Here is a 20,885-nt window from a genome sequence, read left to right as displayed (position 1 = left end):
TTTACCTCAAAAATAAGGATTAAAATTAAGATATAAATTGTACTTATTTTATTAAAATTTAGTATTTTTATAGTTAACATTTATTTAGTAAATGGATTATTAATCTAATTTATCTTAATGAAAAAGTTATTTATATTGTTCTTATCCTTTGTATCAATTCCTTTATTTTGTCAGGAAAAAGATACTCTTCTAGCGCTACCCGCAGCTCCAAATGTTATAAATGAAAATACTATTTTTGATGGAAATACAGAAGTGGAAGCTCAATATTTTGAAGGAATAGCGGCTTTAAAAAATTTTTTTGCAAAATACATAAAATACCCTGAAACCGCAATTAATAAAGGAACTGAAGGCCTCTTTTTAATTAAATTTGTGGTGGAAAAAGACGGAACTATTTCTAATCCTACAATAATAGATGATATTGGTGATGGTTGTGGCGAAGAGGCTATAAGAGTAATAAAACTTACTTTCGGAAAATGGAAAGCCGCCCAAGTAAACGGAATGCCTTTAAGGTCTGTATATAGATTTCCTGTTTTTTTTAGAATACCATGAGGATCTTAGCCTGTAAGCTGAAAAAATTTAAATTAATATAAAATATTTGTACTTATAAAAGTACATTTTGTATAGTACAAAATTATTTTATAACAACATTATCTAAATTTATTTCCAATAATTTCTTTAAACTCCCTTGTTGGGTAGCTTTATTACCTTTCCAGTTATAAGTTTTCCCGTCTATATTAATCATAATTCCTATCTCTTTATCCTTATCATAAATCTGGTATTCGGCATCTTTATTTTTAAAACTTACAACATTTTCAGATGCACTATAAATAAAATCCGGATTTTGATATATGGTTTCTATCGGATATGAAAATTCTACTACATCATTTTCTTTTAAAATAGCATAATTTAGCGTACGATTGTTTATATTGAACAGAATCAATTGTTTATTGTTTTTGTTTATGGTAAAAGATAAAAAGCTCATAATGCTTTCATCTTTTTTATCCATAACTGTTTCTGATGACTCGAGCATTTTTCCATTTTTCCTCTCTTTAATGGTACTGGTATAAAAGGGGATTTTAAAAGCATCTTCTTCAACAATTTTCACAGCTACGGGTAGATTATTTTCTATAACAAATTCCGAAAACTGATGCCAGCAACAGCCGCTCTTAGTCATTGTATAAATCTTTTTTTCTTCCTTGTTATAAGAAAACATTCCACAATATTCTTGTGCCAGCCTTGTAAATTTTTTATTGTGTATAAATCCATTTTTTGTTCCCAGATAAATCTGATATGATGGTCCGTGATAACAACTATTTTGCCCATCCTGCAAAGCCAGATCGGAAATACCGTCAAAGTTGAAATCATCATAAATCAAAAGACTTTGTTCTCCATAAGGTAATTGTAATATATTTGCTTTAATATTCCCTTCTGTTGTAAAATTGGGAGCTAATTCTTCGGATTCTACTTTAACTAATTCTTTTCCTGTTTTTTTGTTGTATACAGTAATTATTCCAGGAGTAAACACCTCAGAAGAATCCTGAACAGAAACTTTGGCATAATATTTTTCTGAAAAGTTCTGAACTTCAAAAACCTGTTGAGAATACCCTAAAGTAAAAAAGATAAAAAACAGCCAACTATAAATTCTTTTTATCATAGCTTTTTTATTATTTTTTGTTTATAAAGCTTTCTATAAAATACTTATGTACTGAATTGGATTGAGTGAGCTCGGGATGAAATGAGGTTACTAATATATTTTTTTCTTTTGCTGCCACTATATGTCCTTCAACCTCTGATAAAATTTCTACTTCTTTCTCTACTTCGGTTATATAAGGTGCGCGGATAAAAGTCATCGGTATTTTACCTATCCCCTTAAACTCTGCTTCTGTAAAAAAACTCCCCAACTGCCTGCCATAAGCATTCCTTTTAGCTGTAATATCCATTATTCCCAAATGAGATTGACCTTTCTCTACATTTTTAGCAAGTAAAATTAATCCTGCACAAGTTCCAAAAGCAGGAAGTCCTTCTATAATTTTATATCTTAAATCTTCAAACATATCTAAATCTCTCAATAACTTGCCTATAGTAGTACTTTCTCCTCCAGGTAAAATAATACCATCCATATTTTTTAATAAGTCTTTTTTCTGACGGATTTCAAATGTTTTTATTCCTATCTCCTCCAATATTTTTCTATGCTCAATAAAAGCTCCCTGTAAAGCCAAAACGCCTATTCTCATATTTATTTCTTATTTAAAAGGTCATTTTGAAAAAAATTTCAAAATGACCTTAAAATTATTTTTATTTATATTTTTATTTTCCTCTCTCAGCCATTAATAATTCAATCTCAGCTTCATTTATTCCTACCATTGCTTCTCCTAAATCTTCGGAAATTTCCAATAAAACTTTTGGATCATTAAAATTGGTAACTGCTTTTACTATCGCTTGAGCTCTTTTTTCAGGATCTCCCGATTTAAAAATTCCGGAACCGACAAATACTCCCTCAGCTCCCAACTGCATCATTAAAGCTGCATCTGCCGGGGTTGCCACTCCACCTGCAGCAAAATTTACTACCGGCAGTTTTCCATTTTCGTGCACATATTTTACTAAATCGTAAGGTACCTGCAGTTCTTTTGCCTCATTAAACAATTCATCTTCCTGCATGCCTTGTATTTTTCTTATCTCTTCGTTCATCGCTCTTAGATGCCTTACAGCCTGTACCACATCGCCTGTTCCAGGCTCTCCTTTGGAACGGATCATTGAAGCTCCTTCCTGTATTCTTCTCAATGCCTCCCCTAAATTTTTAGCTCCACAAACAAAAGGAACCTGAAATTTAGTTTTATTTACATGATATTTATCATCTGCAGGAGTTAGAACTTCACTTTCATCTATATAGTCAATTTCTAATGCTTCTAAAATCTGAGCTTCGACAAAATGTCCTATTCTGATTTTAGCCATCACAGGAATACTTACTGCTTTTTGTATACCTTTAATCATCTTAGGATCACTCATCCGAGAAACCCCTCCTACTGCTCTTATATCTGCCGGAATTCTTTCTAATGCCATTACTGCTGCAGCACCAGCAGCTTCTGCTATTTTTGCTTGTTCGGGAGTAGATACATCCATAATTACTCCCCCTTTTAGCATTTGTGCTAAATTTTTATTCAGCTCATATCTGTTATTTTCCATTTTTTCAAAATATTGTTATTTTTCTTTTACAAAAATATCACAAAAAAATCTTTTAACGTATCATTATTCCTTTAACTCTATTTTTTTCATTATTTAATTTAAATGTACAACTATAATAAATAGGGCTAGTAAAAAATTATGCTGTATTTTTGTAATATTAATATATATATTTAAAATGGACAGTTTAGACGAACAAATAATAACTAATAGTTTTAAACAAAAAAACTGGAATGAAATTAAAACAAAAGACAGTTGGATGTTATTTAAAATCATGGCTGAGTTTACTACCGGATTTGAAACGATGACTAAAATAGGACCCTGCGTATCTATCTTTGGTTCAGCAAGAACTCAACCCAATACAAAATATTATAATATTACGGAAGAAATTTCTTATAAGCTCACAAAAATAGGTTTCGGAATAATTACAGGAGGTGGACCCGGAATTATGGAGGCAGGAAACAAAGGGGCACAATCTGCCGGAGGAAAATCTATAGGTCTTAACATAGAACTACCTTTTGAAACCGGAAGCAATGCTTTTGTAGACCAAAGGCTGAGTATGTCATTTAACTATTTTTTTGTAAGGAAAGTCATGTTTTTAAAATATTCTCAAGGGTTTGTTGTGATGCCCGGAGGATTCGGAACTTTGGATGAACTGTTTGAAGCTTTAACATTAATACAAACTCATAAAACAGGCAAATTCCCAATAATTTTGGTCGGAAAAGATTACTGGAAAGGTTTGATTGACTGGATGAAAGGTTCTATGTCTGAAGAACATTACATAAATGATCTTGATTTTAATATTTTTAAATTAGTAGATACCTCCGATGAAGTGGTAGATTATATACAATCTTTTTATGATAAATACAGTATAAAACAAAATTTTTAAAACATGTATTTGGCATTAAATTTGTCTTTTCTATAAATGGAACTAGTAAATAAATAATATATGACAATGAAAAAAAATATATTTTTAATATTTCCTATATTTTTTTTAATTTTTTATGCTTTTTGTTCAAGTGATTTTTATACTTCTATTACTAAAGTAGAATATGTATCTACAAATAAAAGTTTAAGAATTTCTTCTAAAGTAAATGCTGATCATTTACAACAAGCTTTAGGTAAAAAAATTGATGAAAGTGGTTTTGACACTGCTTTAAACAGATATATTCAAAGTAACATTAAAATTAGCGTAAACGATATACCTGTTAGTTTTACCTATTCTTCTAAAAACCATGACGGAAGTGTTATATGGATTTATTATGAAGTCTCTAATGTTAGTGATAATATTTCTTCTATAACTCTAAGAAATAATTTATTAATCGATAAATTTCCTGATCAGCAAAATTTCAATAATTTTATTATAAACGGACAAAAAAAAACCTTGGTTTGTAAAAAAGGAAATGAAACGGGGAAAATAAATTTTTAATTCAACTTATAAATTAAAAAACAGAATATGAAAAAGATTATTTTTTTAGGAATACTTAGTTTATTCTTAGTTTATTCTTGTAAAACGACTATAGACAGATCTTCTCAAAGACAATTAATCGGAACATGGAATTTGGATAAGGTTACTTATTCTGATAATTTTGTAAAAGTTAAAGCTTTTGATGAATATGATGCTCAATGTTTAAAAAACAGTACCTGGTATTTTGTTTCTAACAATAATACAGGTAATTTTACTCTTCCTGGAGGAAATGATTGTCCTAGTTACACACAAAAATTTACTTGGTATATAGACCCTCAGGGAATGTTAGGCTTAAAATTAATCAATGAAGGTGAAAGAGCAAGAAAAGTAACTACTGGTACAATTTACCAAGTGCAAAATATTTCTGAAACGGAATTTAATTTAAACCAAGTGATAAGTGGCGTAAAAATTACTTATCATTTTTCTCAATTATCTAAAGGAAAACTAAAATAATTATAATTTATGAAAGCAATTTATACTAAAACATGTGCTATTTTACTAGCTGCTTGCCTATTTATAGTTTCATGTAATACTAATAATACACAAAAAGGAGCAGGTTTAGGAGCTATAGCCGGAGGTGTATTAGGAGCTGTAATTGGAAACAATGTAGGCGATAAAAATAATGCAGCTTTAGGGGCCTTAATCGGTGCTGCAGTGGGAGGTACTACAGGAGGGCTTATAGGAAATAAAATGGATAAACAAGCTCGTGAGATTCAACAAAGTATTCCCGGTGCCAGTGTAGAACGTGTAGGTGAAGGTATTAAAGTAGTTTTAAATGAAAATGCCGTTCGTTTTGATTTTGATAAATCAACTTTAACTCCTTCTGCTCAACAAAATTTGGATAAAATTATCAATATTTTCAAAGAATATCCAGATACTAATATTGGTATTTACGGATATACAGATTCAAAAGGAGCAGATCAATACAATTTAAATTTATCTGATAAAAGAGCTCAAAGTGTAGCTTCTTATATGACAGCACACGGAATAAGTTCTTCCCGTTTAACCACTAAAGGTTTTGGAAAATCTGATCCTATAGGGGATAACAATACAGATGCCGGAAGAGCCTTGAATAGAAGAGTTGAATTTTCTATTATAGCTAACCAGAAAATGATCGATGAAGCTAAAAAACAATCTGGAGAACAATAGTCATTTATTTCAATAACAATAAAAAAAGAGGGTAGATAAACCCTCTTTTTTTATTCTAATAATTTTTCATCAATAAAATATTGAACTATAGCTTTTTTCATTAACAATGTTTGTTCATTAGGTTTTAGAGGGGGCAAATCTTCTATTAGTTCATAATGAGGCCAATTATCTTCATCATACTTATCAAAACGATAATAACCAAAAGGTTCCAATAAACGACATACAGCAATATGCATCAAATTCATTTTTTCATCCTTCTTATATTTCTTATACCCAAAACCTAACTCTTGCAAACCTATTAAAAAAATCATTGTATTTAAATCAGGAATTTCGCCATTAGTAAATTTATCTTTAAAAAATATTTCAATCAATTCCCATATGCGAGTTTCATCCATTTATATATTATTTAATTTGAAATATGTTTCAAATTTATAATAAAAATTATTGAAAAAAATTATTTTTTGTTCGCTTTACATCTCGTCTGCATAACAACTTTTAATTCTGGTTTTATAAAAAAACTGATATTTTATTAAATATTTCAACTCAATAATGAAATAAATCTCGGTTGTGTTATAAAATTCCTATTTATTAACTATATATACTAAATACAAAACGACTCAAATTAAAAGAAAGCTACATAATTTGTGAAAATATAATGTATATATGGATAAAAGAAATAATTTTTATATAAAATTTTATATATAAAAATGTGTACTCACGACCGGATTTGAACCGGCACATCCTTACGGACACCACCCCCTCAAGATGGCGTGTCTACCAATTCCACCACGTGAGTTTTTTATTTTTTACTAATATTAATTTTTCTTTTTATACAAAATTACATTATCTAAAAACATATATTTCTTTAAAAGAAATTGATTTATAAAAGAACTTAATCGATTTTCAATCCAAAGGTATAAAAATCTTTTTTTAGGGAAAGAGCTTTAAGGTAAATATTTTTATGATTGCTAAAATCAATGCAAACTTTATAATATTTGATATCTCATTACATTATTCCTACAAAAGTAATTTAAAAGAAAGAAAGAACAGGACAATAAAGAATACAGTAATTACTAATACTACCCTAATATCTCTTTACGATGAAATATTCCCCACTCTTTCAGTTCATTAATAACTTTACATAACGTATGCCCATGGTCCGTTAATGAATATTCTACAGAGGGTGGAAAAGTCTCTAAAACTTTACGGTCTATAAGTTTATCACTTTCAAGTTCCTTAAGGTCTTTCGACAAACTCTTATCAGTTAGCCCCGGTATATCCCTTATTATCTCTTTAAAACGTTTACTTTCGTAAAATAAAGAAATTATAATAGGAATTTTCCATTTACCTTGCAATACATCTAAAGCATCCCTTACGGGAATCATTATATGTTGGCAATCATAACTTTTTATTTCTTTTCCCATCATTTTTAAATTAAAAAAATTTATAGCATCTTACTTTCTTTAAGGTTAGTGCTTTCTCAGATGAAAGTAACACATTTTCTATAGTTAATATAATTATTTTTACAAATATATAATTTAATATGTACCTATATGAAAAGATGGATTTTGAGAAAAAATGCAAAAAGTATAGATGACCTCATTCAAGAAGAGGTAGCCATACCTGAACCTAAAACAGGAGAAGTACGAATAAAAAATTTTGCTGTATCACTCAACTTTCGCGACATAGTTGTAATGAAAGGAACAAAAGGCATGAGTATAACACGAGACATCATCCCATGCTCAGATGGAGCCGGAGAAATTGATGCTTTGGGCGATGGAGTGAAAAATTGGAAAGTTGGAGACAAAGTCGTCACCCAATGTTATCGAGGCTGGACAGATGGTAAAATAACTGCAAACATTGATTTAGGTTTGGGATCTAATGAGGTAGATGGAACCTTATCTGAATTTTTTATTGTTAAATCAGATCAAATAATTAGTGCGCCCAAAACACTAAACTATTTAGAAGCTTCTACCCTTCCTTGTGCAGGGACTACTGCTTGGTCGGCTATCCAAGGTAATCGTCCCTATCTTTTTCCATTACAAAAAGGAGAAAAAGTGTTAATATTGGGTACAGGTGGAGTTTCTACTATGGCCATGGCTATTGCTGTAGGGGCAGGAGCGCAGGTATATTGCACAACCAGTCAAGAAAATAAAATTGAAACACTAAAATCGATGGGAATAAAAGATGTAATCAATTACCGTTTAGATAAACATTGGGGAGACACTATATATAAAAAAACACAGGGTGTCGACCTTGTAGTTAATACAGTTGGCTTAGCGGCAATTAACTCATCCATTAGGGCTCTGAATTTCGGAGGAAGAATGTCTATAGTCGGGGCAATGGACGATACAACTGAGGCATTTACCGAATCCTATCTGATGATGAGAAAAAATAATATCCTTTTTGGGGTTCTCACTGCCAGCACCGAGGCTTTTAAGGATTATATTCATTTCCTTGATGAGAAAAAAATAAAACCTTACATACAACAAATTTATGATTTTAACAACGCAAAAGAAGCTTTTAAAACAGCATCCTATTCTAAAAACTTAGGTAAAATTGTAATTCGGATCAATCATCAACTATAAAAAATAATATTATGCATCAGCAATAAGCCTATATAGCTGATACCTGGTCCTTTCAAAATACCTGTTACTTTAATTTTGCATAAGATATTGCTTATAAATCTACTCATTAATGATACTGTATTGAAAATAATAATATCAGTATATAAAAAAGGATTACACAAATTTGTAATCCTTCTATTTTGGAGTGACCCCCGGAGAGGCTCAAACTTATTTCGTAACTATTTATTATTTAAGAAAATTGAAAGGTTTATTTTACTCCACCTATCTCACTGTAATTTTATCGCCGCATTTCGCATATGATTACTAATTCAAATATAGACAATTTTCAGAGAGCTGTCGTTGATATCTTTTAATAAATTATAATATATCGAAAATATTTCGTTTCTAAAGTTACTTTTTTCCTTCTCCTCATTTCTTTGTAATCATCACAGCATAATCTCTTCTCAATTTGTAGTGTATTTTTCAACAACTAATTTTACTTTACATTTTCTATAAAATTATATTGTTATTAAAGAAGATTTCTCATTTGTGCTTACTTTTTGCAATTTATCGAATTTATTATCTCTCTAAAACTCTCTAAGGCTGATTCTACATTTTCTATAATCTCGGAGGCTATAAAATCAGGATCTGGCAGATTATCTAAATCGGCAAGCGATTTGTCCTTAATCCAAGTAATGTCTAAACTCGTCTTGTCATGAGCTATAATTTCATCATAGCTATATTTACGCCACTTACCTTCTGGATTTTTATCTACTTTATAAGTCTCCTTTCTTTTATTAATGTTAGCCGAATTATAGCATTTAATAAAGTCAAGAAGGTCTTCAAATTTAAGTGGATTTTTCTTTAAAGTATGGTGGATATTTGTTCTATAATCGTATATCCAAACTTCTTTTGTCCAAGGCTCTTTACTTGCTTCTTTGTTATCAAAAAAGATTACATTTGCTTTTACACCATGTGCATAGAATATTCCTGTAGGCAAACGTAGTATAGTATGTAAATTTGTTGTTTCTAAAAGCTTCTTGCGAATAATCTCTCCAGCACCACCTTCAAACAACACATTATCTGGAACAACAACAGCAGCTTTTCCTGTTGTTTTTAGCATGGTGCGGATATGTTGAACAAAATTTAGTTGTTTATTGCTTGTAGTAGCCCAGAATTTGTTTCTATTATAGGTTAGGTCTTCCTTCTCTTGTTCTCCCTCTTCATTGGTAAAAGTTTGACTGCTCTTCTTTCCGAAAGGGGGATTAGCAAGAACATAATCGTATGTATCAGGAGAATCTGCAATCAAAGCATCATTGGGGGATATATAATTATCTCCATCGAGCTTACCAATGTTATGTAGAAAAAGATTCATCAATGCCAATCGCCTCGTACCGGGTACAATTTCATTTCCAAAGAATGTAGACTCTTTAAGAAACTTATTTTGTTCTTTGTCCAGTTTGTTTTCTCTTACTATATAGTCATAAGCTGCGAGAAAGAAGCCTCCTGTGCCACAAGCAGGGTCGGCTATAGTCTTCATGGGTTGAGGTTGCACACATTCCACCATCGCACGAATAAGTGCGCGAGGCGTAAAATATTGTCCTGCTCCACTTTTTACGTCTTCTGCATTTTTCTCTAACAGACCTTCGTAGATATCTCCTTTGACATCAGCCTCCATTACCAACCATTTCTCGCCATTAATCATATCAATGACTTTATATAGCATGGCTGGGTCTTGAATTTTATTTTGGCTCTTTGTAAATATCTGCCCTAATATTCCTTTTTCAGAGCTAAGTTTACGCAAAAGGTTCGAATAATGTTCCTCTAGTTCAGCTCCACTTTTGGATGTGAGACTCTCCCACGAGTATTCTTTAGGTATATTTAATGGACGATTGTATGGAGGTTTACTATATTCGTCAGCCATCTTCAAGAAAAGCAGATAGGTTAATTGCTCCAGATAGTCGCCATAACTTACACCTACATCTCTTAACGGATTACAAAAACTCCATACTTTACTTACTACTGAACTTGTGGTCATATTTTATTTTTATACTTTATCGGATAATTCGTTTGTTTCAATATCAAATGATTGATAATACAATGCTATATTATATGTTTTTCGGATATGTGCAAAATATTCTTTAACTTTCGCAAAATCGGGTGTTGGCTGAGTGATTACAATAAGCTCCTTTGCCTTATTTTGTTTAGTCCACATAGAATATTCTAAAAGCTGCCCTATTGCCACTCTTATAGATGTTTTTAATGATGGATATGTCTTTATTTCATAGAAAATATCTCCATCGGACACCTGTTCTACTAAATCTATTCGATTATTTCCATAACCTGCACCAACTTCTCTTTTTACAATTCTACCCTCATTTTTCAATTTAGCTAAGAGCTTATCACTAATAGCTTGATGTAAATCTTCAATTTCGACAGTTTTGGGTTGTCTTTTATACTTTCTCTTCTTGACTTCGCCATTAGTCGGAGGCTCACTATCTTTTGCAGCATCAAAGTTATATGTATCTGCTTTTGTATCCTCTGTTAAGGCATACTCTTCTTTGTAGTGAGCAAAAGAATAGCGATTCAAATTATTAATAAGATTATTGGGAGGGATTGCTACATCTATAGACTCAGCTAGTTTCACATCAGATACTTTGAATCGTATATTAAATACCTCCAAACCTTTCCATCTATAGAATGCTTTGTAATTAGATACCTCTCTGACCTGCTGCTCCATTTCTTGAAGCCAGCCTAGCTCTTTATAATATTGACAGACTTCTTTGGCTTCTTCCTCGGATATTACCTCTACATTAAAAATCTCGCCAATATAATAACGTTGTTTAGTTTCGCCATTTATGGTAAATAACACAACATCAAAGATATTACCCGCATATGCTTGATGCTGTTTTCGTACAGGTTCTAAGAATGCGTAATGATAACCATTATATATTTTGTCTAAATCGAACAACCATTCTTCATGTCCATAACCATTTGCTGACTCAAAAGAATTTTCAGCTTCACTTTTCCCATATTCTCCCGAAGGTTTTACCCAACCATCTGTATTGTATGCTATTCTAGCTATTCTTTTCTGATTAAGATTCCTTACTTTTTGAATAACTTCATCATATAAAGGAGTATACTTGATAATAAAAGCTACAGTATCATCAACTAGTCTTTCCCATGTATATTCATGCAACTTATCTGCTGAAATAAATATCCTAGTGTCGCTTGTATTTCTTATAAGAGATTCACACAAAGTTTTTTGTTCTACTCCTAACTTAATACGAGAGCTATCTTTATATTGATAATCCAGTTTATAATCCAGACCTTTTTGTCCTATTCCTATCGTAAAGTAAACACCTGTATCCTTATCTCCCTTTTTTAAAATCTGAGCCCAAGTGTATGACATAAAGTTTCCTCTGTTTTGCCATCTTCGTTTAGGATTCCTTTCGGTACAGTCGTATTCTTTTAGCCTTTTAATCACTAGATTATACCAATACAAAGTTTTTTTCCAAACTCCATTTTTAAGTTGCTTTCCTTTTCCTTGATGTTTGGGATTATTCTTATCATATTTCTTGCCTACAACCTCTTGCAAAAGAGCAATATCTTCGGTATTGAAGAAAGGTACTTTATGCTGTGTATCCATAATAGTATGATTTATTTTATTAGTTTTTTATCCCATCCTTTTGATATGATAAAGTTGAGGCAAGAAGCTGTATCTGATTCAGAAAATTTTTCAGCTTTGTTCTTGTGCTTAGTAGTCTTCAGGTCGATTTCCCATTCCTTCATGGATGCTCTGACAGCCTTTAGGTCAGTAGTTTGTATATCCTCAATCACTTTGCAGACTGTAGCCAGCAATTCGGTTTGATAAGAACGTTCCTTGCCCTCATACTGGGAGATAATAGCTGAAAGGTCTTCCATAGCTTCTCTTGTCTGTGATTCGTAAGGATTGGTATATTTGAATAACTTTTCAGCGTTTTGCAGTTCGATATGAAACTCTCCTTTTTTGAAAAACTGTTTAAGACTGCTACCATACAACACACTTTTCATTTCGATGGAATAGGGTCCTAAATGTCCTCGTCCGTAATCAAAGTATGTACGTACACCGTATATCTTATCAATTAAGTAAGAGTTCTTGGCTAGGGTCATCTCTCCGAGGTCTATATTGTTATTTGCAGAAGTATCTATTATATAAGCGAATAATTGAGCTTGATAAAACGGTATCTTTTTAGGTGTGTAAACAGGTACTTCTTCTTGTACAGTAATCAATTTGCCTTTAAATGCTTGTTTCAGTATACTTTGACGAAGTGATTCGGCTTGTTGTAAGCTTTGTACTATCGTTTGCTCCATTTGGTCAAAAACAGATAGTTTTTCTTCTAAAATTTCTATTATCTTTTGTTGTTCTGAAATAGAGCATATAACAAATGGAATTGTTTTTATTATACCTAAATTTAATACATCCATTGTTGTACCTTGAGCTTTTCCACTGTAGAAAGACTTAACAATAGGACTTTCAAAATAATATTTAAAAAATTCGGGAAGATATATGTCGTTGTTCAGTGTTATCTTTACTAATCGAGGATTAATAATTCCAGATTTACAGTTTTTAGGAAGGATAAGAACCTTTCCAACTGTACCAACTAAACTTATTAAAATATCATTAGGTTTAACCTTATTCGATTTAAGTTCTTGAAATTTCTCTTCTGATATAAAATAATCGCCAAAGAAAGGGTCTCCACCTATGACTTGTTCTTGTCCATAAATTTTGTACCCAGATTTGGTGTAAAATTCTTTTTTAAGTGATGAACCAAAAGGACCCGCTTTTAATGCGTGCTTTTCTTTCGACACAATATCTTGAATACTTACTCTTTTCCAGCCTTTAGGTAGGTTACCATCTTCTACATTATCATTTGTGAGTTTGCCTTCAAAAGCCCATTTTAATAAGCTTTGACGATATATTTTGAGCTGGTTTTGTACTGTCTTTAAGTCTTCTACTCCCTTGTCTAACTCACTAAAAAGCTCTTCTATTTTTTTAACAATGGCTTTTTGTTCAGAGAGAGGAGGGATAGGAATGTAAAAGTTCCAAAGTAAATTTGGTTCAACATGAGGAATTCCGACACCTTTTGGATTTGTATTTATCGTGTGAAACTTAGAAGCTATAAAATGATATAGATATTCTTCGTCCAATTCATCTATGGGTAATATCTTCATTAAGGTAGAACCTACTGCCCCTTTTTTAGCTTTTCCTATTAAACCACATCTAGCTCCATCCCAAACCATTAATAAATCCCCATCTTCACACAGATTACATTTAATTCCATTTGTATATTCATCATAAATACCTTTTTCAAAAGCTTTAATATTGATATATGGAATTGAACAATCCTTTGTTTTGTGAGAGTTTAATAAAGAAGGTTTTTTACCTTTAGTATAAGTACAGACTTCTCCTAACTTCTTTACTTTCCAATGCTTTGGTATATCGTTTTTGTTTTCAGTCATTTTATGCTGCTAACACCTCATTTAGTTCATTAATAATTTCTTCTGCTTGTTCGCCAAACAGTTGCCACATCTTGCCTAGTCCTCCCAGTGCATCGAAGGGGTTGTAATCAAAATCATCCCTCTCGATATGGAAGCTATTGGTAATGTGTTCTTTTATCATACGCAGCCATTGCATTTGCTCTTCGTTAAACTTGGTGGCTCCTGCTTGTTTTCGGAACACCCAGTCTTGGAAGTTTTTATCTATCGTTTTATCAAAAGTCGTCAGCATTTTGTCCCATCCTACTACTTTCCGGATAAGCGAAACTATTGCAGTCAACTGGTTTCGAGGCGAGCCATTGCATTGCTCCAAAGCTTCGTAAGCCCTCCATACATTCATGGGGGCAAGAAGTGGCTTGTCTGCCTGCAACTTCTCCAACACTTCCTTTATCATCGTATAGGTAAGTTCCCGTCTACGGTATGGCTGGTTGTAAAAGATTTGCAAAGCTAACAATTCGTCTTTGTTTTCTTGCATCCATTGACTAAAATCTTCAATTAGCTCCTTTGCCTTATCTTTGTTTTCTTCCGCCCAACCCACTGTAACTACCTCATCGGGATTCATTTGGTCGATGCGTTGACTATGAAACTTTCTTACGTTTTCTATATACTCATTCAGCTTTCCTGTGAAAACACGAGCAGCTTCATTCCGGAGTTTTTCTGTTTGTCGGTTTACCTCTGCTTCTATCTCAATAGGTGTAGCCCCTTGTTTCATACCTTCCACTGTGGTGCGGATATCTTCCAACACATCGGGGTCGAATGCTTTCAACAGTTCTTTGGCTACAGTTATGATGTTTTTTCCATCTGCTATTTCGGCAAACTTCTCTTTCTCTTTAGGTGTAAGTTGTTTTTCGAGACGGATGAGGCGATTTGCCAAAGAGGTAAATAACTCTTCGTCTCTTGCCCCCACAGCTACCGCTTGCAACAAATCTTTGAGTGGTACACTTTGTTTCTTCTCCAGCGGACGGCTATCTGTCTTAAGACTGCGAGTTACGCCAATAGCATCGACAATCACAAAATGGTCTTTCGTAAATTTAGCTGAGGGAGTAACCTTTTTCAAATCATCCAGTGTAATGGTACGCGTACCTCGACCTTTCATTTGCTCAAAGTAGTTTCGGCTTTTTACATCACGCATAAATAGCAAGCATTCCAAGGGCTTAACGTCCGTTCCTGTAGCAATCATATCAACAGTGACAGCTATACGAGGATAATAGTCGTTTCGGAACTGAGCTAGTGTGCTTTTAGGATCATCACTATTATAGGTTATCTTTTTGCAAAATTTATTCTCTTCTGCAAATTCTTCTCTTACTATGTCGATTATATCGTTTGCATGACTGTCGGTCTTTGCAAATATGAGTGTTTTAGGCACTTCAAAGTTGCCCTCATCATCTAATCGGTCTTTGAATATAACAGATAGGTGGTCTCTGAATGTACGTATAATAGTACGTATCTGATTGGGGTTGACCACATCCTTATCAAGTTGTTTTGCTGAATAAGCTTCGTCTTCGTCTTGTAACTCCAGACGTTTTTTTCGGCTCAGTCTTTCTCGATGTTCTACATACTCGCCTTTCCACAAGGTTGCCCCTTGTTGTGTAACTTTAGTATCAATAATATAAACATCGTAGCCAACATTAACGCCGTCAACTACAGCCATCTCGTGAGAATATTCACTAACTAAGTTTTGGTTGAAATATCCGATAGTTCTTTTATCGGGTGTTGCGGTGAGACCAATCTCAAAGGCATCAAAGTATTCCAATACTTGTTTCCAAAGGTTGTAGATGCTTCTGTGGCACTCATCTATGACAATGAAGTCAAAATAGTCAATCGGTATCTTGGGTTCGTATTCGATAGGAGGCACTTCCTTCGGCTGAAACTTTTTCTCGTTAGGATTCTCTTCCTCCTCTGATTCGTCTAATTCTTTTCCTTTTAGTATAGAATATAAACGTTGTATAGTGCTAATACAAACATGACTACTGGAAGCTATGTAATTCGATTTAAGTCTCTGTACATTATAAAGCTCAACAAATTTCTCATTGCTGTTGTTAGGGATGTAAGACATGAATTCTTGCTCTGCCTGTTCTCCTAGGTTTTTTGTATCCACTAAAAACAAGATACGTTTTGCTTTAGCAAATGCAAGTAGTCGGTAGATAAATGTAATGGCTGTAAAGGTTTTTCCAGAGCCTGTGGCCATCTGAATAAGAGCTTTAGGTTGAGCCTGTTTAAAAGAAGTCTCAAGGTTTTTAATAGCATTTATTTGACAGTCACGAAGCCCATCGATATTAAGGATAGGGAAATTAAGTAGTCTTGTTCGTAGTGAACTCCCTCTTTTTATCCATTCTTGAAGAGTTGAAGGTGAATGAAAATGAAATATCTCCCGTCCACATGGTTTTGGGTCAGTAAAATTTGTAAATTTGATAATATCTCCTGTGCTTAAGTATACATAAGGAAGTGGATTGTTGTTGAGGTGCTTCAACTTAGCATTTGCATAACCTTCGGCTTGGTCTTCGTGCACATGAAGCCTATGTCCTTCTTCTTGTCGTTTAGCTTCAATTACTCCACAAGGTTTTCCTTCGACAAATAAGACATAATCAGCAGGTCCAACATCCGTTTGATACTCCTTGATAGCCACACCCAACCCTGCATTAAGATTTATCTCTTTCACACTTTGGATAATCCAACCGCATTCTCGCAGTTTCTTATCTATGTTGTCACGAACTATTTGCTCAGGATTCTGGTTCATAACAAGACGTTTATATTTTAGAATGTGCAAGTTAAATTATTTTTAGTGTTCTCCAATAAAAGTTTGTTGTCTTTTTTATTAATTATTATTACTCGTATTTCCATATTTATTACTATTACTTTTCATAATTTATCATTACTTCCTTAGCCACTTCTTTTCTGCTTTCTTTTGTCAATTCATTAATTCGTTTAGAAAGATGAGCAAACTTAATTTGTTTTCTGTTCCAACTTATAAAGAAGCCTCATTGCTGTTGTACTTCTGCACGTTTACTATTGAGTGTAATCTGCATACAGATGGGAGCTTCACCGTTTTTGAGCAACTTGGTTTTCTTGATAAAGAAAAGTACTGAAAAATAATTCCGTTTCATATGCATTTTTTTAGTTTAAAATTACTTTTAATTGTTGTAAATCAGCGTATGCAAAATGTAGTGATTCAGAGAGAAAACATCCAATTCAGTAGACTAAAAAATGGACAATTAAAGTCCTCCTATTTCGCCACTATTTTGTTGCTTAATTCTGCAATATTCGGTAGGTATACAAAAAAGAAAAACTCCTAATATCGGTTGATATTCAGGAGTTTGTTCAATTCTTCTTGTTAAAAAAGTGACTCCGAAGGGGGTCGAACCCTTGACCCACTGATTAAGAGTCAGTTGCTCTACCAACTGAGCTACGGAGCCTTAAAAAAGAAATAGCCTGAGTAAAAAACTCAAGCAATAGTTAGTGACCTGGCTGGGGCTCGAACCCAGGACCCCAACATTAAAAGTGTTGTGCTCTACCAACTGAGCTACCAGGTCGCTTAATAAATCTCTAATTAATATTTACCCTGTTAAATATTCTGTGACCTGGCTGGGGCTCGAACCCAGGACCCCAACATTAAAAGTGTTGTGCTCTACCAACTGAGCTACCAGGTCTTTAAACAATTTTAATTAATACATATTGTATTTCTTTTTGCGAGTGCAAATATAACTACTTTTTTTTTCTCTCCAAATATTCTAACAAAAAATCTCATATTTGTATAAATATTTTATGTTATGATTATTACTTTAATAGGGTATATGGGATGTGGAAAATCTACTATCGGAAAAAAATTATCTGAATATTTCAACTGTAAATCTATTGATCTTGATGAATTTATCATTTCTCAAGAAAAAACTACAATCAAAGAAATTTTTTCAGAAAAGGGTGAAATCTATTTTAGAAAAAAAGAAAATTTATATTTAAAAAAAATTCTTGAAAAAAAGAATCTTATATTAAGTTTAGGCGGAGGTACCCCCGCTTATTATAATAATATGGATTTAATTAATGATAAAAGCCTATCTTTTTATTTAAAAATGTCTCCGATTGAATTAGCAAGCAGATTAATTCATGAAAAAGACCATAGACCTATTATTGCTCATTTGAAAAATGAAGAGATAAAAGAATTTATATCCCGGCACCTTTATGAACGCTCTTTTTATTATGAAAAAGCTAAATATAAAATTAACTGCAATCAAAAATCTATAGAAGATATATGTAATGAAATTCTTTCAATTACTAAGAATTCATAAATTAAAGTTTACTCATCTTCTTTGTTTGGAGAATCGAAAGAAATATAATCTTCCAGATCTCGCCTGTCTTTTTTAGTTGGGCGCCCTAGCCCTTTTTGTCTATAATAGCTTTGTTCTTGATTTCTTGTTTTTAATTTTTCAATCTGTTCTGTATCTGTTAAATCTTTTCTATATAAAGATACTAATTTAGCCCCTAAACGGTTTGATGGGATTTGTAAAACTTCAATCTTATATTCAATCTGATTTTTTTTTATTGTGTAAATTTCTCCTATATTAACTTCTTTCGAGGGTTTTAAAGCATTATCTCCCATCCATATTCTATTTTTTTTACATTCTTCCGTAGCTAAGGCTCGGGTTTTATAAAAGCGTATACACCATAAAAATTTATCTATTCTCATTTATAAACTATTTAAATAATTTATTTTTAAATTAAATTGTAAATTAGCGCCTAATTTAATTCATTTTATCCACATGATTAAAAAATTTGTTTTACTTATATCTTTTTTTAGTTTTTTTACTTTTATAATTTCTTGTAGCAGTGATGATAATGATGTGAAATCTCTAACTATTGATGAACAAAATGCAGCAGATGATCTAGCTATAAAAAATTTTTTAAATAATTATTATTTTGATGATTTAGGAAAAGTGGTGAAATTTTCTGAAAGTGTAACTTCAAATGATAAAGATGCATTAATTAAAAATGCCATTCAGGACCCTTCGGGATTTTGGTATGTAATTAATCCTAAAGCACCTGTCAAAAATGGACTAAATCCGGATGGTAAAAACAATATACTTATTCATTATAATCTTGCTTATTTTACTGCAACAGAAGGAGGAAATGGGTATTCTAGCTTAACAAATGCTGCCAGTACTATAAATCTGACCGGAATGCCTCAGGAAAATCCTTTCTTTTATAAAAAACCTAAAACAGATACAGTAAAAGCTGAAAATTATTATGTAATACCCAGCTTTATAAAAGGTCTTAACAAGTTCAAACCTACAAATAAAGATAAAAATGCTGTATATGATCAATTACAAGGTGTTATTATTGTTCCTTCTCGTTTAGGGTATGCAAGAAATTCCAATTATCTAAACTTATCTAATGCTACTTTTATTTTAAATTTTGAATTGTATAAAGTATGTGCTGAGGAACAAACTTGTAACTAAATTATTAGATAAGATAACTTTTACCTTTATAAATTATTCATTTTATAAAGATTTCACTACATCTACCTGATATTCAATTATTAACAAAATAATTGACATAATTTTATGTTAATAAAATGTTAATTTTTTTTTGTATTTTTTCTATTTCTTTATATATTTGCTACCAATTTAATTTAAAACTTAAAAAAATGAAAAAATTATTTTTAGTAGGAGCTCTAGCTTTAGGAAGCTTATTTGCAAGTGCTCAGGAAAAAGCTGGATTTGATGGACGTTGGTTTCTAGGTGGAGCCATAGGTTATGATCATGACAAAATTGGAGCTACAGATGTTAAAAATGACAATTTTCGTGTTACCCCTTTAATCGGGTATTTCATTACTCCAACTATAGCTGTAGGGGGGCAAATAGGATATGAATATGGCCAAACTAAAGGTGCTAGTAGTGCTAAAGTAAAGGAAAATACTTTTATTATCCAGCCTTTGGCTAGAAAGTACTGGGGATTAGGAGAAAAATTATATTTCTTCGGACAATTAGACGTTCCTATTAAATTTGGTGATACTAAGGTAACTGGTGCAAGTAAAACTAATTTCGTTGATTGGGGTGTAAACTTTAGACCTGGTTTAGATGTTTTCTTAACTCCAAATTGGTCTGTTGAAACTACAATTGGTCGTTTTGGATATGGAACTCATAATCCTGATGGAGTTAAACACGATGATGACTCTGCTTTTGGGATCAATTTAAACGATGTCAATTTAGGAGTTAAATATGTTTTCTAAATTTAACAATTTAAATTATAAAAAAGAGAGTTTTTACAAACTCTCTTTTTTTATTAATATATTTTTGGATTATAATTTTTTGGATATTTAGCCATTTCTGGTTTATAGAAATCTTCTATTTCTTTAAAAACATCTTCAACAGTCTTACCTTCTATATTTATAATTTTCTTAACTCCAGCTATTTTATTTTTATAGTCTGCATAGGCTAAAACTACAGGCACCTCTGCACTTTTTGCAATAAAATAAAATCCTTTTTTCCATTCTTTAGCCCAAGATCGAGTTCCCTCCGGTGTATTAATTAGAGCCATAGAATCTGATTTTTTAATAAGAGATGCAGTATATTCAACTAAATTATTGCGTTGTTTTCTATTTACACCTATACATCCTAAAGATTTGAATATAAATCCATACCAAGGCTTGGTATAATTATCTTTAATCATAATTTTATATGGAATTCCTATAGACCAAAAACAAGCTAAGCAATAATAAAAATCCCAGTTGGAGGTATGCGGGGCACAAATTATAACACTTTTTTTTAAATCTTCAATGGAAAAGTTAGATAAAAGTTTCCAACCTGCAATCCAAAGCATAAATTTTCCTAAATTTTTCTTCATTAATTTTGTATTTAATAATTAAAAGGTTCATTTAAGAATAAAATCTTATTCTTAAATGAACCTTTTACAAATGTATATATTTTTAAATTATTTAATTAAAACTGTTACTAATTAAATATGCCTATAATCCAGTCTATAATCAGAAG

General features: G+C 32.0%; 21 protein-coding genes and 4 tRNA genes. 9 read left to right on the top strand and 16 right to left on the bottom strand.

Features of this window, described 5'->3' with window-relative positions; genetic code table 11:
• Positions 1 to 117 precede the first annotated feature (117 nt).
• Complete coding sequence (locus C4S76_RS02995; protein ID WP_105192510.1) at positions 118 to 549, top strand: energy transducer TonB; 432 nt, start codon at positions 118 to 120, stop codon at positions 547 to 549.
• A gap of 82 nt (positions 550 to 631) precedes the next feature.
• Here the strand turns inward: C4S76_RS02995 and C4S76_RS02990 are convergent, their stop codons facing one another.
• The 3 genes from C4S76_RS02990 to pdxS form a co-directional block, all read right to left on the bottom strand.
• Positions 632 to 1,654 carry an XAC2610-related protein gene (locus C4S76_RS02990; RefSeq protein ID WP_105192509.1) on the bottom strand — a complete coding sequence of 341 codons (1,023 nt, stop codon included), beginning with the start codon at positions 1,652 to 1,654 and terminating at the stop codon, positions 632 to 634.
• 10 nt (positions 1,655 to 1,664) lie between these two features.
• Positions 1,665 to 2,234 carry a pyridoxal 5'-phosphate synthase glutaminase subunit PdxT gene (pdxT, locus tag C4S76_RS02985; protein WP_105192507.1) on the bottom strand — a complete coding sequence of 190 codons (570 nt, stop codon included), beginning with the start codon at positions 2,232 to 2,234 and terminating at the stop codon, positions 1,665 to 1,667.
• A gap of 73 nt (positions 2,235 to 2,307) precedes the next feature.
• Positions 2,308 to 3,183, bottom strand: a complete 876-nt coding sequence (pdxS, locus tag C4S76_RS02980; RefSeq protein ID WP_105192505.1) for a pyridoxal 5'-phosphate synthase lyase subunit PdxS — start codon at positions 3,181 to 3,183, stop codon at positions 2,308 to 2,310.
• 175 nt (positions 3,184 to 3,358) lie between these two features.
• Here pdxS and C4S76_RS02975 point away from each other — a divergent pair, with 175 nt between their 5' ends.
• The 4 genes from C4S76_RS02975 (at position 3,359) to C4S76_RS02960 (ending at position 5,797) form a co-directional block, all read left to right on the top strand.
• The gene (locus C4S76_RS02975) at positions 3,359 to 4,069 is read left to right on the top strand and encodes an LOG family protein (protein ID WP_105192503.1); all 711 of its coding nucleotides are present in this window, start codon (positions 3,359 to 3,361) and stop codon (positions 4,067 to 4,069) included.
• Between the two features lie 66 nt (positions 4,070 to 4,135).
• Entirely contained in the window at positions 4,136 to 4,609 is a 474-nt protein-coding gene (locus C4S76_RS02970) for a DUF6702 family protein (protein WP_146105669.1), read from the top strand.
• A gap of 27 nt (positions 4,610 to 4,636) precedes the next feature.
• On the top strand, positions 4,637 to 5,101 hold the full coding sequence (locus tag C4S76_RS02965; RefSeq protein ID WP_105192499.1) for a lipocalin family protein: 465 nt from the start codon (positions 4,637 to 4,639) through the stop codon (positions 5,099 to 5,101).
• 9 nt (positions 5,102 to 5,110) lie between these two features.
• Positions 5,111 to 5,797 carry an OmpA family protein gene (locus C4S76_RS02960; protein WP_105192497.1) on the top strand — a complete coding sequence of 229 codons (687 nt, stop codon included), beginning with the start codon at positions 5,111 to 5,113 and terminating at the stop codon, positions 5,795 to 5,797.
• Between the two features lie 50 nt (positions 5,798 to 5,847).
• Here C4S76_RS02960 and C4S76_RS02955 read toward each other — a convergent pair whose 3' ends face one another.
• From C4S76_RS02955 to C4S76_RS02945, 3 genes are all read right to left on the bottom strand, one after another.
• A complete protein-coding gene (locus tag C4S76_RS02955) occupies positions 5,848 to 6,192 on the bottom strand; it encodes a hypothetical protein (protein ID WP_105192495.1) in 345 nt (114 codons plus the stop codon).
• Between the two features lie 317 nt (positions 6,193 to 6,509).
• Positions 6,510 to 6,593: transfer RNA gene (locus C4S76_RS02950), tRNA-Leu, on the bottom strand.
• A gap of 283 nt (positions 6,594 to 6,876) precedes the next feature.
• Entirely contained in the window at positions 6,877 to 7,224 is a 348-nt protein-coding gene (locus tag C4S76_RS02945; RefSeq protein WP_105192494.1) for a winged helix-turn-helix transcriptional regulator, read from the bottom strand.
• Positions 7,225 to 7,350: 126 nt separating this feature from the next.
• Between C4S76_RS02945 and C4S76_RS02940 the strand changes: the two genes are divergently transcribed.
• Positions 7,351 to 8,385: a zinc-dependent alcohol dehydrogenase family protein gene (locus C4S76_RS02940; RefSeq protein ID WP_105192492.1), complete on the top strand. Its 1,035-nt coding sequence runs from the start codon at positions 7,351 to 7,353 to the stop codon at positions 8,383 to 8,385.
• Between the two features lie 532 nt (positions 8,386 to 8,917).
• Here C4S76_RS02940 and C4S76_RS02935 read toward each other — a convergent pair.
• The 8 genes from C4S76_RS02935 to C4S76_RS02900 all read right to left on the bottom strand — a co-directional run bounded on the left by C4S76_RS02935 (position 8,918) and on the right by C4S76_RS02900 (position 17,549).
• Complete coding sequence (locus C4S76_RS02935) at positions 8,918 to 10,402, bottom strand: class I SAM-dependent DNA methyltransferase (protein WP_105192490.1); 1,485 nt, start codon at positions 10,400 to 10,402, stop codon at positions 8,918 to 8,920.
• Between the two features lie 9 nt (positions 10,403 to 10,411).
• Positions 10,412 to 12,013 carry a hypothetical protein gene (locus C4S76_RS02930; RefSeq protein ID WP_105192488.1) on the bottom strand — a complete coding sequence of 534 codons (1,602 nt, stop codon included), beginning with the start codon at positions 12,011 to 12,013 and terminating at the stop codon, positions 10,412 to 10,414.
• An 11-nt stretch (positions 12,014 to 12,024) separates the two neighbouring features.
• Complete coding sequence (locus C4S76_RS02925; RefSeq protein ID WP_105192486.1) at positions 12,025 to 13,866, bottom strand: restriction endonuclease subunit S; 1,842 nt, start codon at positions 13,864 to 13,866, stop codon at positions 12,025 to 12,027.
• A gap of 1 nt (position 13,867) precedes the next feature.
• Positions 13,868 to 16,639, bottom strand: coding sequence for a type I restriction endonuclease subunit R (locus C4S76_RS02920; RefSeq protein ID WP_105192624.1), 2,772 nt, complete (start codon positions 16,637 to 16,639; stop codon positions 13,868 to 13,870).
• A gap of 241 nt (positions 16,640 to 16,880) precedes the next feature.
• Positions 16,881 to 17,006 carry a hypothetical protein gene (locus tag C4S76_RS12175; RefSeq protein ID WP_394335584.1) on the bottom strand — a complete coding sequence of 42 codons (126 nt, stop codon included), beginning with the start codon at positions 17,004 to 17,006 and terminating at the stop codon, positions 16,881 to 16,883.
• Positions 17,007 to 17,242: 236 nt separating this feature from the next.
• Positions 17,243 to 17,315: transfer RNA gene (locus C4S76_RS02910), tRNA-Lys, on the bottom strand.
• A 44-nt stretch (positions 17,316 to 17,359) separates the two neighbouring features.
• Positions 17,360 to 17,432: transfer RNA gene (locus C4S76_RS02905), tRNA-Lys, on the bottom strand.
• Positions 17,433 to 17,476: 44 nt separating this feature from the next.
• Positions 17,477 to 17,549, bottom strand: a tRNA-Lys gene (locus C4S76_RS02900).
• A gap of 120 nt (positions 17,550 to 17,669) precedes the next feature.
• Between C4S76_RS02900 and C4S76_RS02895 the strand changes: the two genes are divergently transcribed.
• Positions 17,670 to 18,185 (top strand): shikimate kinase, encoded by a 516-nt coding sequence (locus C4S76_RS02895; RefSeq protein ID WP_105192484.1) that lies wholly within the window; start codon positions 17,670 to 17,672, stop codon positions 18,183 to 18,185.
• An 8-nt stretch (positions 18,186 to 18,193) separates the two neighbouring features.
• Here C4S76_RS02895 and C4S76_RS02890 read toward each other — a convergent pair whose 3' ends face one another.
• Positions 18,194 to 18,583: an RNA-binding S4 domain-containing protein gene (locus tag C4S76_RS02890; protein ID WP_105192482.1), complete on the bottom strand. Its 390-nt coding sequence runs from the start codon at positions 18,581 to 18,583 to the stop codon at positions 18,194 to 18,196.
• Between the two features lie 73 nt (positions 18,584 to 18,656).
• Between C4S76_RS02890 and C4S76_RS02885 the strand changes: the two genes are divergently transcribed.
• Positions 18,657 to 19,352, top strand: a complete 696-nt coding sequence (locus tag C4S76_RS02885) for a hypothetical protein (RefSeq protein ID WP_105192480.1) — start codon at positions 18,657 to 18,659, stop codon at positions 19,350 to 19,352.
• Positions 19,353 to 19,540: 188 nt separating this feature from the next.
• A complete protein-coding gene (locus C4S76_RS02880) occupies positions 19,541 to 20,125 on the top strand; it encodes an outer membrane beta-barrel protein (protein ID WP_181044040.1) in 585 nt (194 codons plus the stop codon).
• Between the two features lie 53 nt (positions 20,126 to 20,178).
• Here the strand turns inward: C4S76_RS02880 and C4S76_RS02875 are convergent, their stop codons facing one another.
• Positions 20,179 to 20,739 carry a 1-acyl-sn-glycerol-3-phosphate acyltransferase gene (locus C4S76_RS02875; RefSeq protein ID WP_105192476.1) on the bottom strand — a complete coding sequence of 187 codons (561 nt, stop codon included), beginning with the start codon at positions 20,737 to 20,739 and terminating at the stop codon, positions 20,179 to 20,181.
• Positions 20,740 to 20,885: the final 146 nt, after the last annotated feature.

Source organism: Apibacter adventoris, from assembly GCF_002964965.1.
In the GTDB taxonomy this organism is placed as follows: Bacteria; Bacteroidota; Bacteroidia; order Flavobacteriales; family Weeksellaceae; genus Apibacter; species Apibacter adventoris.
Note: the sequence above shows the minus strand (reverse complement) of the source record. Positions and strands in the feature narration are given on the sequence as shown.

What these genes read in the sequence shown, in the direction of transcription:
- C4S76_RS02995 (WP_105192510.1), top strand. Translation starts at nt 118, where the DNA reads ATGAAAAAGTTATTTATATTGTTCTTATCCTTTGTATCAATTCCTTTA.
- C4S76_RS02990 (WP_105192509.1), bottom strand. Translation starts at nt 1,654, where the DNA reads ATGATAAAAAGAATTTATAGTTGGCTGTTTTTTATCTTTTTTACTTTA.
- pdxT (WP_105192507.1), bottom strand. Translation starts at nt 2,234, where the DNA reads ATGAGAATAGGCGTTTTGGCTTTACAGGGAGCTTTTATTGAGCATAGA.
- pdxS (WP_105192505.1), bottom strand. Translation starts at nt 3,183, where the DNA reads ATGGAAAATAACAGATATGAGCTGAATAAAAATTTAGCACAAATGCTA.
- C4S76_RS02975 (WP_105192503.1), top strand. Translation starts at nt 3,359, where the DNA reads ATGGACAGTTTAGACGAACAAATAATAACTAATAGTTTTAAACAAAAA.
- C4S76_RS02970 (WP_146105669.1), top strand. Translation starts at nt 4,136, where the DNA reads ATGAAAAAAAATATATTTTTAATATTTCCTATATTTTTTTTAATTTTT.
- C4S76_RS02965 (WP_105192499.1), top strand. Translation starts at nt 4,637, where the DNA reads ATGAAAAAGATTATTTTTTTAGGAATACTTAGTTTATTCTTAGTTTAT.
- C4S76_RS02960 (WP_105192497.1), top strand. Translation starts at nt 5,111, where the DNA reads ATGAAAGCAATTTATACTAAAACATGTGCTATTTTACTAGCTGCTTGC.
- C4S76_RS02955 (WP_105192495.1), bottom strand. Translation starts at nt 6,192, where the DNA reads ATGGATGAAACTCGCATATGGGAATTGATTGAAATATTTTTTAAAGAT.
- C4S76_RS02945 (WP_105192494.1), bottom strand. Translation starts at nt 7,224, where the DNA reads ATGATGGGAAAAGAAATAAAAAGTTATGATTGCCAACATATAATGATT.
- C4S76_RS02940 (WP_105192492.1), top strand. Translation starts at nt 7,351, where the DNA reads ATGAAAAGATGGATTTTGAGAAAAAATGCAAAAAGTATAGATGACCTC.
- C4S76_RS02935 (WP_105192490.1), bottom strand. Translation starts at nt 10,402, where the DNA reads ATGACCACAAGTTCAGTAGTAAGTAAAGTATGGAGTTTTTGTAATCCG.
- C4S76_RS02930 (WP_105192488.1), bottom strand. Translation starts at nt 12,013, where the DNA reads ATGGATACACAGCATAAAGTACCTTTCTTCAATACCGAAGATATTGCT.
- C4S76_RS02925 (WP_105192486.1), bottom strand. Translation starts at nt 13,866, where the DNA reads ATGACTGAAAACAAAAACGATATACCAAAGCATTGGAAAGTAAAGAAG.
- C4S76_RS02920 (WP_105192624.1), bottom strand. Translation starts at nt 16,639, where the DNA reads ATGAACCAGAATCCTGAGCAAATAGTTCGTGACAACATAGATAAGAAA.
- C4S76_RS12175 (WP_394335584.1), bottom strand. Translation starts at nt 17,006, where the DNA reads ATGAAACGGAATTATTTTTCAGTACTTTTCTTTATCAAGAAAACCAAG.
- C4S76_RS02895 (WP_105192484.1), top strand. Translation starts at nt 17,670, where the DNA reads ATGATTATTACTTTAATAGGGTATATGGGATGTGGAAAATCTACTATC.
- C4S76_RS02890 (WP_105192482.1), bottom strand. Translation starts at nt 18,583, where the DNA reads ATGAGAATAGATAAATTTTTATGGTGTATACGCTTTTATAAAACCCGA.
- C4S76_RS02885 (WP_105192480.1), top strand. Translation starts at nt 18,657, where the DNA reads ATGATTAAAAAATTTGTTTTACTTATATCTTTTTTTAGTTTTTTTACT.
- C4S76_RS02880 (WP_181044040.1), top strand. Translation starts at nt 19,541, where the DNA reads ATGAAAAAATTATTTTTAGTAGGAGCTCTAGCTTTAGGAAGCTTATTT.
- C4S76_RS02875 (WP_105192476.1), bottom strand. Translation starts at nt 20,739, where the DNA reads ATGAAGAAAAATTTAGGAAAATTTATGCTTTGGATTGCAGGTTGGAAA.